We start from the raw sequence: 10664 nt of genomic DNA, 5'->3' as shown, positions 1-10664 counted from the left end.
GACCGCGACGACGCGTAGTGGGTGACGAGACCGCGACGACGCGTAGTGGGTGACGAGACCGCGACGACGCGCGGCTCTCAGTCCGACGCCTCGTCGTCGGCGTCGACGACCGTCTTTCCGGTCGGCTCCGGGATCACTTCGCGGTCGGCGTCGACCCACTCGCGGTCCAGCTCCTCGCCCTCGAACAGCCGGTCTAAGAACACCGCGAGCCCCGCGACCTCGGAGTGCGGCTGGTTCGTCACGCCCACGTTGAAGTCGGCGCGCTCGTACAGCGCCCACGGCACCTTCTCGCCGCCGACGACGACGAGGAGGTCCCGCGGCTCGGTCGGCTCGGTCGGATCCCCTCCTGCCTCCGAGAGCCCGACCGCCTGGCGAACCTCGTCTTCGACGTCCTGAACGCGCTCGCCGTACATCGTGAGGTGGACGACGACGCCCTCCCAGTCCCGAACGATCGCCTTCTGGTCCCCGCGAAGCTCGACCGCGAAGGGGCCGCCGAACCGGTCGGTGATGTCCCGCACCGTCTCCGCGGACTGGCCGGCGTTGTCGGGAAACACCACGCGGTCCGCCCCCAGCGCTCGGGCCGTGAGCCCGACGTGCGTCGTCATGCGGTCGTCGCGTCCGGGCCGGTGGCCGTACCGGAGGACGACGACCTCGCGCGCCTCGTGCATGGGCGGCGATGCGCTCGCGACGGGTGTGGTCCTTTCGATGCGGTCGCGCGGGCGGCTCGGCCCCTCTCACACCACATTCGTGGATCATCGGTGGTATCGCGGTCGAGAGGTGACCACGTAAGTGAAAGATTCATGGGGGAGGCGGCCGCCGGATGGGGTATGACGAGCGTCAAGGAGTTCCGCGTCGACGAGGCCGCGACCGCCGACGCGCTCGGCCGCGGTCGGTTCGTCTTCACGGACGCGTACTCGGTGTTCGACTGGGGGCAGATGCCCGACGCGATCCCGCGGAAGGGCGCGAGCCTCTGTGCGATGGGCGCGTTCAACTTCGAACTGTTGGAGGCAGCGGGGATTCCGACCCACTACCGCGGGGTCGCAGACGCGGACACGGGCGAGGTCGTCCCGCTCGCAGACGCGAGCGCCCCGCCGACGGAGATGGCCATCGACCTGACGCAGGTCCCCGACCTGCCGTACGAGGGGCCCGACGCCGGCTACGACTACGACGCCTTCCACGCGGCGGGCGGGGGCAACTACCTCGTCCCCCTCGAAGTCGTCTTCCGGAACCGCGTGCCGGTCGGCTCCAGCCTGCGGCAACGCGCCGACCCCGCCGACTTCGGTCTCGACGCGGACCCCGACGTCGACCCCGACGAGTGGCCGGACGAGGCCGTCGACCTGCCGGAGCCGGTCGTGGAGTTCTCCACGAAGTACGAGGAGCAGGACCGCTACCTGACCCGCGAGGAGGCCGACCGGATCGCGGGCGCCGCGGACGTCGACGCCCTGGAGTCGCTCGCGCGGGAGGTGAACCGCGTCGTCACCGAGCGCGCCGAGGCGGTCGGCTTCGCCCACGAGGACGGGAAGATCGAGTGTCTGTACGCCGACGGGGAGCTGCGCGTCGCCGACGTGGTCGGGACGTTCGACGAGAACCGCTTCTCGTACGGCGGCCGCGGGATCTCGAAGGAGGTCGTCCGGCAGTGGTACAGGGCCAACGACCCGGAGTGGGTCGAGGCCGTGACGGAGGCGAAGGCGGCGGTCGCGGGACGCGAGATCGACGACTGGCGCGAGCTCTGCGAGCGCGACCCCCGACCCCTCCCCTCGGCGGTCGTCGACGCGGTCTCCGAGCTGTACGCGGCCGGGACGAACGCCTACACGGGCCGGGAGTGGTTCGACGTCCCCGACATCGAGGCGGCGCTCGACGCGGTCGACGAGTTATAAGAGAACGCGACCGCTGACGAGAACGATCGGCGGAATTCTCCCGATCGACGGAACGCGGGTGAACCTCTTTACTTTTAAGTGCTCTGTTGAAATCCTCAGCAGTTGATAGTTTCACACCCCGGTCGCTTAGTAGAGGAGACTCACGGATCGCTCAAAACAGAGGATTCAGCTACCAGTCGATATTAAAATCCAACGTTTCCACCCCCGTCGTTACATCCTCGTACTCACTCCGCACAATCGTGAACCGATGCTGGTCAGTCACCTCATCATTTGGATGTGGTGAATGTTGTCGCAACAACCCTTCGTGGCGACCACCATACTTCTCGACGTATTTCTCAATCATGCGCCGGGATGGGTCGTTATTAACAGCACAGGTTGTATAGTACGCGTCGAGGTCATATCGTTCGAACGTCAATTCGATAAACGCTGATGCTCGCTCGACACCATATTCCCGGCCCCAGTACTGTTTAGCAAGCACGACACCTGACCCCGCCCTCCGTGTGTCCCACTCTGGTCCGTAGGCTGTAGTTCCGATAAGTTCACCCTCCTCGTCTTTTGGGCGTAAGAGGTATCGAGCAGTTGTATGGTCGGCCCATTGCTGTTCGGCCCTGTCGATGAAGTCGGTAACTTGGTCAAGTCGCTGGAACCGAAACCATGGCATGTGTTCGGCTGTAGCACTCTGCCAATCATCTCGGGTTACGAACTCGTAGAACTCGAATGGGTCTATTGTCTCGTGACTCACACGTTCGAAGACAAGTCGCCTTGTCTCAATCTGTTTGGGAAATAGGTTATGTACCATTGAAATCCCGGTTATTTATTGAATCTATGAGGTACAAGGCCTGACGATACTGTTTAGAAATACCGCAAGAGGTAAACGTATTTTATTCATAGTATGAATTGAGATTCTGAACAGCGGTTTAGGTTAGATCTCCATCGGTGGATACGCAGCTCTCATTGACCGGCTGTTTCAGGCGAGAATGTATCTGAACAAGAGGATTTCAACAGAGCCTTTTAAGCCGTTGAAGTTGCGGTGAACACCTCCAAAGCCACAGCCGCGGCGGCTCGCGTGGCTCGGTATCGTTCGAAAGACGCTCCGCAATCGGTCGCGATCGCCCCCTCGTTTCGGTGCTTGCGTCGCCATGCGTCGCCCTCGCGGCTTGCCCCTTTGAGTCCCGCCCTGCACACAGGCTCACGCCTCCCCAGCCTCGCCGCTCACGCCCAACGGGCGTTCGCGGCCTCCCTCGCGCGTGTGAGTCGCGCCCTCCGGGCGCTCCTCGGCACGCGCCGCCACACCAGATTATAAGCGATCAGCGCTATCACTCACCGCTGCAAGCAAACGACCGAAAAACGGCTCACCGCCGCGCCCACGCGAGCATGCGCTCGTAGAACGGCTCCGAGGCGAGCGCCTCGGCGTCGCCGACGAGGGTCAGCTGCTTTTTCGCCCGCGTGAGCGCCACGTTCATCCGGCGGTGGTCCTCGAAGATGGGGCCGTCGAGGTCGCCGGTCGCGACCAGCGAGACGACGATCACCTCCTTCGAGGAGCCCTGGAACCGGTCGACGGTGTCGACCGTGACCGAGGTCCGTCGACCGATCTCCGCGACCTGCGCGCGGAACGGCGCGATGACGCCGATTTCGTCGGGGTCGACGCCGGCCGCGAGGTAGGCGTCGACGACCTCGGCGACGCGCTCGGCCTCCCGGACGTTCCGGTTGCCGTCGCGGGTCCCGTCCGGGTCGACGAAGTCGACGCCGCCCGCGAGCCCCTCGGGGAGGTCGTCGGGGTCGACGCCGAGGCCGCGGAGGGTCTGTCCAGCGACCTCGGGGGTCGCCGGGCGGAGCGCACCGTCGTAGAACTCCGCGGAGGCGAACGCCTGGATGCGCTGGCTCATCCGGTACTGGCGGTCGAGCATGACGCTCGCGTCGGGGTACGCCTCGATGAGGCGCTGGAAGAGCGACGTTCGGAGGTCGTTCTCGGCTCTCACGACCGGCGGGAGCTGCTCGTGGTCGCCGACGAGGACGAACCGCTCGGCGCGGTTGATCGCGGCGTGGGTGCCGGGCTCCGTGAGCTGGGAGGCCTCGTCGACGAGGGCCACGTCGAACTCGCACTCGCGGAGGACGCGGGAGCCGCAGGCCGCGGTGGTGGCGGCGACGACGGGCGCGTCCCGCAGCTCGGCGGCCTTCGCGTTCGGGTCGCCGCGCTGGACGAGCCGCACGTCCTGCATATCGACGCGGACGCCGGTCTCGGTCCCGACCCGTAACACGTCATCGAACCCCTGATCGCGCAGGGCCTCCAGGGCGTTGTCGACCGCGCGGTGGGTGAACGCCGAGAGCAGCACCCGGTTCCCCTCGGCGACGAGCGCGCGGATCGTCCGGGCGATGGTGTACGTCTTTCCGGTCCCCGGCGGGCCGTGGATGAGCGCGCAGTCCGCGGCCTCCACGGCCAGTCCGACCGCCTCGTTCTGGGCCGCGTTGTTGTCGATGTAGGCGTCGGGGGCGTCCGGGTCGCCGCTTCCGGGCGCGCCCGCCGGTCGCTCGCTCTCCGTCCGAAACTCCGGCTCGCGCCGCCCGAACAGCACGTCCTTGCGCCGCTCGCTTCCCTTCAGGATCGCGTCGTGGAGCGCGGTGAGCGAGCGGTCGACGGAGATCTCCGAGGGGTACACGTCGAGCCGCCGGAGCTCGACCGGCTCGTCGGTCTCGACGACGACCTCCCCGCCGAGTTCGACGATCCTGCCGAGCTCGGCGTGCCCGCCGACCGGGTCGCCGTCGCTCGCGAGCGCCACGTCGCCCTCGCGGAGCTTGGAGACGGCGTCGTCGGGCTTGCGGGCGCGGAGCTCCCACCGGGCGTCGTCGATCTCGGTCTGGGAGACCGGCTCCAAGCCGATGAGTGCGCGGTCGTCCGCGGCGCGCTCCGCGGGGGTCTGCTCCCACAGCTTGCGGTACTCGGCGTGGGTCTCGCGGCGCTCCTCTTCGAGGGCGACGTAGAAGCGGTCGAAGTACTCGCGCTCCTCTTTCGGGACGGGGGTCCCGACCGACCCAGCCTTCGACTCCTGGTCGAGGCGGCCGGAGACGACCATGCAGGTGTCCTGTTCGAAACAGTACTGGCACTTAGCGTCGGCCTCGTACCCCGTCGGGACGGTCGGGCGCTCGCCGGGGTCGTTGAGCGCGCGCCACTCCATCGCCGCGAGGGCGTTGCGCTCGCGGACGACGAACTCAAGCAGGCCCCGGCCCACCGAGAACTCCTTGGCGGGCGCCAGATCCCCGCTCTCCTCGTTGCGGTCGAGCGCGGTGTTCTTCGTGTACAGCAGCGTCCCGATGTCGGGGTCGACGCCGCGCTCGTCGAGCATGAGCGCGTAGCAGGCCGCCTGGATCTTGTCGTGGAAGCGCGGCTCCCGCTTGGTGTTCTTCCCGGTCTTCAGCTCCACCGGGGTTCCGCGTCGGAGCGCGTCGGCGCGTCCCTTCAGGCCGAACGTCGGCGAGATGAGGGTGAACTCCGACCGCCAGGTGTCCCCGTCGGTCAGGGTGCCCTGCGCGAGCCACCCCTCGATCGCGGCGGCGTTGCGTCGGACCTCGTCGGCGACCTCCCCGGGCTCGTAGCCCAGCAGCCCGAGTTCGAGACCGGCCTCCTCGACGCGGTCCGCGACCGACTCCGCTAAGTCCATCCCGCGGAGCAGGTCGCCGAACACCTCGTGGACGACGGTCCCCTTGACCACCGGGTAGTTGAGCGGGATCCCCGAGAGCTTGTTCAAGTAGTACATCCGCGGGCACTGCACCCACGAGCGGATCCCGGTCACGTCGACGAGGAAGTCGGGCTCGAGCACGACCCACGAGTCGCCCGTGGTCGCGTACCCCGTCTCGCCGCCGAACTCGTCCGTCTCGGCGTCGGTGACGAGCAGTTCCATCCCCGGCTCGGCGTGCGCGGCGGTCTCCGTCCACTTCCCCCACAGCGTTACGTCGACGGGGTCGGCCGCGCCGCGCTCGGGCCGGATCCGGAGCTCGCGGAGCTCTCGGTCCCCGTACGACGTCGACACCGTCCGCGTCTCTACGACGGAGAGGATCGGCCCCCGAACGTTCACGGCCGTCATCGGCGGCGGGCTCGAAAAACGCTGTCGGTGCCCCGTGATCCGGGACGGTCCGACCGCGGACGGCGCGCCGAACGTGTCGACCGTCAGGAGGGGTCTGCGGGGACGCGTCGGTTCACGGCGGGGCCGGATCGGTTCCGCGACGCCCCCCGTGGGTCACGGCGGGTGGCAAACGGAGTCCATCTCGGGGAGCCTGAGCTGTTCGGTCTCCGCGCCGACGACCACCCCGAGGACGCCTCGGAGGTGACCGCCGCAGAGCCGGGGCGTGTCCGAGTCGATCGGAAACGTCTCGTGACGGATCTCCCCGTCCGGGGTCTCGACGAACTCGATCTCGCGCAGCGCCAGCGCGAACTGGCCGGTGTCGCCACAGAGGAGACACCGGGAGTCGCCGCCCCACGCCCCGTTCTCGAAGGCCTCGCCGAAGTGGGTCCGTTCGCAGGGGCCGCAGTACCCCCCGAGCACCGTCCCGTCGTGAATGTCGACTACGGCCCGGTGGTGGGCCTCTCTCGTCTCACACGACGAACATCTCATGTCTTCGATCCTCCGATAGGAGTGGTTCCACGAAGCGGGAAATAAATGTGATCATCGCCCTGGAAGTAGTTAAATATTTCAACAATTGGAAATTAACTGGGGATGCAGTCGTGCGGTTACGACACTACGTTTCATAGTTCATACACGAAACGATCGGGTGAGAACGAATGACACTCGACTGACCGAATCGGTCGAGAGAGCGCGGCTCGACCGGGTAGACTCCGAAGTTCCGTTTCGACGAACCTCCGCATCCGGTGGAACCGGTGACCCGTCGCCGTCGCGACGGCACCGGGAGTGCTCGGCTGGTGGGCGACGGTCCACCCGCCTCGCGAGCCCTCGGACCGGCGACGGCGAGGGCGACCGGTCGCGCGCGCTGCCGTCGGAGTCACTCCACCGGAACCGACATTCTCATGCCGACGAGGACGCTACTACGTGCCACATGCGCGTACGAGACTGGGACGACATCCTCGCGGACGTCGCGAGCGACTCGACCGACCCGGACGGCTGGCGGGCCGTCGCCGGCTCCCGGCGCGAGGGGCTCGGCGAGGACCTCTACTTCGGTCACCCGAACGTCGGCGTCTACCACCTGAAGACGTACGCGAAGAACCCCCGCGACCTCCGCGGCGTCGGCGCGCGGGTGGCCCGCAAGGTCGACGACGAGCTCGACCCGCTCCTCCCGGACGAGGAGTCGGACGGTCGGTTCGCGGTGCGGTCGCCGCCGGAGGACGAGGACGAGGCGAAGGACGTCGCGACGCGGCTCCGCGAGACGCTGCGGGTCCACGCCGAGGCGCCGACGAGCCCCGACCACCTGTTCGAGGACGTGATGGAGGCCATCGACTCGCCCGCGTTCGGCCCGATGGACTACCGGTTCGACGGGCGGCCCGGCGAGCTCGACGAGCTCTCCGACACCTTCGACGAGGCCGAAGAGCTGCTCTCCTCGGAGCTCGAGGATCTGATCGACGAGGACGACGTCGACCGCGGGTTCCACTAGGGATCGTCGGTTGCGGCCGTCTCGTCGTGATTTTCCAGCGCTCAGCCGTCGACGCGCTTTAGCTCCTCCTTGGTCAGCTCGCTCTCCACGTCGCCCGTGTTCCGTGTGCCCGCCGGCTCGAACAGCAGTAGATGCGCCTCCGGCTCGGCGACCGGACGGTGCTCGGTCCCGCAGGGGACCACGAGCAGCTCGCCCGCTTCGAGGACGGCGTCGTCGCGCTCGCGGAACTCGATCCGGAGCCGCCCGTCCGTGACGAGAAACAGCTCGTCGACGTTCTCGTGTCGATGCCAGACGAACTCCCCCTCCGCCTTCGCGAGCTTCACGGCCTGTCCGTTCAGCTCGCCGGCGAGGTGCGGGTCCCAGCGCCCGTCGATCGACGCGAACGCGTCCGCGAGGGTCACCTTCTCCATGCGTTCCGGTCGGCGGGGCAGCGGTTAAATCATGCCGGGCCCGCGTCCCCGGAGCCGAGTTGGAGACCGATTCAGTAGTGCCAGGGGTACTCCCGGAACTCCGGCTCGCGCTTCTCCAGGAAGGCGTCTCTGCCCTCCCGGGCCTCGTCGGTCATGTACGCCAGGCGGGTCGCCTCGCCCGCGAACACCTGCTGGCCGACCATCCCGTCGTCGGTCATGTTGAACGCGTACTTCAGCATGCGCATCGCGGTCGGCGACTTCGCTGTCATCTCGTCGGCCCACTCCAGCGCGACGTCCTCTAGCTCCGCGTGGGGAACCGCCTCGTTGACCATGCCCATGTCGGCCGCCTCCTCGGCGGAGTAGGTCTTCCCGCGGAAGAACACCTCGCGGGCCTTCTTCTGACCGATCTGCTTCGCGAGGTACGCGGAGCCGAACCCGCCGTCGAAGGAGGCCACGTCGGGGTCGGTCTGGAGGAACTTCGCGTGCTCCTCGCTGGCGAGCGTGAGGTCGCAGACGACGTGCAGCGAGTGGCCGCCGCCGACCGCCCAGCCGGGGACGACCGCCACGACGGGCTTGGGCATGAACCGGATCAGCCGCTGGACCTCGAGGACGTGGAGCCGACCCGCCCGGGCCTCCCGGACCAGATCGTCGTCCTCGTCGCCGGCCTCGTCGTCGTCGCGGTACTCGTAGCCGGAGCCGCCCCGCACCGACTGGTCGCCGCCGGAACAGAACGCCCAGCCGCCGTCCTCCGCCGAGGGCCCGTTGCCCGTGAGGAGCACGCAGCCGACGTCCGCCTGCTTGCGGGCGTGATCGAGCGCGGCGTACAGCTCGTCGACGGTGCCGGGACGGAACGCGTTGCGGACCTCGGGGCGGTCGAAGGCGATCCGGACGACGGGGAAGTCGACGCCGCGGTGATACGTGACGTCGTCGAACTCGTCGGTGACCGGCTCCCACGCGTCGGGGTCGAAGATCTCCGAGACCATGCGCGGACAATGGACGGCGGCCTCATAAACGACGGCGGGTCGTCGCTGCGAGCGTGGCGGGGGCCGTCGACGTTCCGGGGTCGGCTTCCGGCGTCTCCACCGTTCGCGGCTACCCTCGCTCTCCGTCGTCGACCGCCGCGGCCAGCTCGTCGATCCGGGTCCGCACCACGGACAGCGTTGCGTCGGCGTCGGCGTACCCCCGGTCGTAGTCGGTCAGCGCGGTCTCCGTCTCGTCGAGGAACCGCTCGACGGCGTCCTCGATCGGCTCGTCGCTCATGGAGGCCCGGTCGGCGCCTGGCCGGAAATACCTCCCGACGAGGTAACAGCATCTCGCAAGATTGTATTATCTGCACACAAGTCTTTTTTCGGTACGCGCCGTATCGGCGGCTAATATGCCAGATTCTCTGTCAGAACAGCTCCAACGAGACATGGAGTGTGAGGGGCTGTTGGAGTGTTTCCACGGGCTCAAGCCGCTCGACCGGGAGTGTTTCGGCGTGCTCGTCGAGAGCGACGAGCCGCTGACGATCGACGCGATCGCCGAGGCCGTCGACCGCGAGCGCTCGACGGCGTACCGCGCCGTCCAGCGGCTGCTCTAGACCGGCTTCATCACCAAAGAGCAGATCAACTACGACCAGGGGGGGTACTACCACGTGTACTCGTCGACCGACCCGGAGAAGATCACCGACGAGATGCAGCGGATGCTCAACGACTGGTACGCGAAGATGGGTCAGCTCATCCAGGAGTTCGAAGAGAAGTACGAGCAGACGGACTCCGCGCGGGCGTCCGGATGACGGCCGCCGACGACGAGTCCTCGTTCTAGCCGGTCACCGTCGGCGCAGCGCGTACGCAGCGTAACCCACCGCGAGGAGCAGCACCGCCGAGAGCAGGCTCCCGTACACCGCCGGCGACGTGGAGACGTACTCGCCGAACGGGTCGGTCACCGCCAGCACGCCGACGGTCAACACGACTGCGATGAGGATGCCGACGGCGCCGAACGCCTTGAACGCCGCGTCGAGGTCAATTCGCGGTGATCCGCTTGAGTGACTCATGGGGTCACCTAGGAGCTTCGGCGACAAATGAACGGCACTGAATTCCAGCCTGGTGAGAACGCGACCGCGCTCCTAACCGACGCCGGAGGGATCCGACTACGCCGGGTAGCCCTCGACGATGGCGACGCCGGAGGAGGCGCCGATCCGCACCGCGCCGGCGTCGAGCATCGCGGTCGCCTCCTCGTAGGAGCCGACGCCGCCGGACGCCTTCACAGGGAGGTACTCGCTCATCAGCGCCACGTCGGGGACGGTGGCGCCGCCGTCGGCGAAGCCGGTGGAGGTCTTCACCATGTCGGCGTCTGCGGCGACGGCGGCCTCGCAGGCCCGGCGCTTCTCGGCGTCCGTCAGGAGCGCGGTTTCGATGATGACCTTCACCGGGACCGGCACCGCCGCGACGACGTTCGAGACCTCGGCGGCGACGACGTCGTCTTCGCCGGCCTTCAGCCGACCGACGTTGATCACGAGGTCGATCTCGTCCGCGCCGTCGTTCCACGCGGCGACCGCCTCGTCGCGCTTCGCCTCCGGTGCGTGCTGCCCGTGGGGGAACCCGACGACGGTCGCGATCGTCTCCGGCGCGTCCTCGTAGTCGGCCGCCTCCGCGACGTAACAGGGCGGGATGCAGGCGTTCATCCCGTGGGCGGCGGCCTCGCCGAGGACGGTCTCGACGTCGGCCCACGTCGTCTCCGGGCCGAGCACGGTGTGGTCGATGCTGGCGGCGAACTCGTCGCGGTCCATGCGCTAACGGTC

At 67.8% G+C, this 10664-nt stretch carries 11 protein-coding genes and 1 pseudogene; 3 read left to right on the top strand and 9 right to left on the bottom strand.

The genetic code is table 11. From position 1 onward, the window contains the following. Window positions 1-77: 77 nt before the first annotated feature. The gene (locus U4E84_RS04745; protein ID WP_322530946.1) at window positions 78-668 is read right to left on the bottom strand and encodes a tRNA (cytidine(56)-2'-O)-methyltransferase; all 591 of its coding nucleotides are present in this window, start codon (window positions 666-668) and stop codon (window positions 78-80) included. A 159-nt stretch (window positions 669-827) separates the two neighbouring features. On the opposite strand from U4E84_RS04745, the gene U4E84_RS04740 reads away from it, so the two are divergent. Continuing rightward, a complete protein-coding gene (locus U4E84_RS04740) occupies window positions 828-1877 on the top strand; it encodes a phosphoribosylaminoimidazolesuccinocarboxamide synthase (protein ID WP_322530945.1) in 1050 nt (349 codons plus the stop codon). Window positions 1878-2046: 169 nt separating this feature from the next. Here U4E84_RS04740 and U4E84_RS04735 read toward each other — a convergent pair whose 3' ends face one another. From U4E84_RS04735 to U4E84_RS04725, 3 genes are all read right to left on the bottom strand, one after another. Further along, window positions 2047-2676, bottom strand: coding sequence for a GNAT family protein (locus tag U4E84_RS04735; protein ID WP_322530944.1), 630 nt, complete (start codon window positions 2674-2676; stop codon window positions 2047-2049). Between the two features lie 553 nt (window positions 2677-3229). Then, window positions 3230-5947 (bottom strand): AAA domain-containing protein, encoded by a 2718-nt coding sequence (locus U4E84_RS04730; protein ID WP_322530943.1) that lies wholly within the window; start codon window positions 5945-5947, stop codon window positions 3230-3232. A gap of 162 nt (window positions 5948-6109) precedes the next feature. Continuing rightward, entirely contained in the window at window positions 6110-6484 is a 375-nt protein-coding gene (locus tag U4E84_RS04725) for a hypothetical protein (RefSeq protein WP_322530942.1), read from the bottom strand. A 439-nt stretch (window positions 6485-6923) separates the two neighbouring features. Between U4E84_RS04725 and U4E84_RS04720 the strand changes: the two genes are divergently transcribed. After that, window positions 6924-7475: a hypothetical protein gene (locus U4E84_RS04720; RefSeq protein WP_322530941.1), complete on the top strand. Its 552-nt coding sequence runs from the start codon at window positions 6924-6926 to the stop codon at window positions 7473-7475. Between the two features lie 41 nt (window positions 7476-7516). Here the strand turns inward: U4E84_RS04720 and U4E84_RS04715 are convergent, their stop codons facing one another. The 3 genes from U4E84_RS04715 to U4E84_RS04705 form a co-directional block, all read right to left on the bottom strand. Next, window positions 7517-7885, bottom strand: coding sequence for a cupin domain-containing protein (locus U4E84_RS04715; protein ID WP_322530940.1), 369 nt, complete (start codon window positions 7883-7885; stop codon window positions 7517-7519). 71 nt (window positions 7886-7956) lie between these two features. Continuing rightward, a complete protein-coding gene (locus U4E84_RS04710) occupies window positions 7957-8868 on the bottom strand; it encodes a 1,4-dihydroxy-2-naphthoyl-CoA synthase (RefSeq protein WP_322530939.1) in 912 nt (303 codons plus the stop codon). 109 nt (window positions 8869-8977) lie between these two features. Continuing rightward, window positions 8978-9145: a hypothetical protein gene (locus tag U4E84_RS04705; RefSeq protein ID WP_322530938.1), complete on the bottom strand. Its 168-nt coding sequence runs from the start codon at window positions 9143-9145 to the stop codon at window positions 8978-8980. A 115-nt stretch (window positions 9146-9260) separates the two neighbouring features. Between U4E84_RS04705 and U4E84_RS04700 the strand changes: the two are divergent. Continuing rightward, window positions 9261-9659 (top strand): annotated as a pseudogene (locus U4E84_RS04700) (helix-turn-helix domain-containing protein). A gap of 33 nt (window positions 9660-9692) precedes the next feature. Here the strand turns inward: U4E84_RS04700 and mprA are convergent. After that, the gene (gene mprA, locus U4E84_RS04695) at window positions 9693-9917 is read right to left on the bottom strand and encodes an MprA protease, GlyGly-CTERM protein-sorting domain-containing form (protein ID WP_322530937.1); all 225 of its coding nucleotides are present in this window, start codon (window positions 9915-9917) and stop codon (window positions 9693-9695) included. A 96-nt stretch (window positions 9918-10013) separates the two neighbouring features. After that, entirely contained in the window at window positions 10014-10652 is a 639-nt protein-coding gene (gene deoC, locus U4E84_RS04690) for a deoxyribose-phosphate aldolase (protein WP_322530936.1), read from the bottom strand. Window positions 10653-10664: the final 12 nt, after the last annotated feature.

The organism is Halorubrum sp. AD140 (assembly GCF_034497445.1).
GTDB lineage: Archaea > Halobacteriota > Halobacteria > Halobacteriales > Haloferacaceae > Halorubrum.
This window is presented reverse-complemented; position numbering and strand designations above follow the sequence as displayed.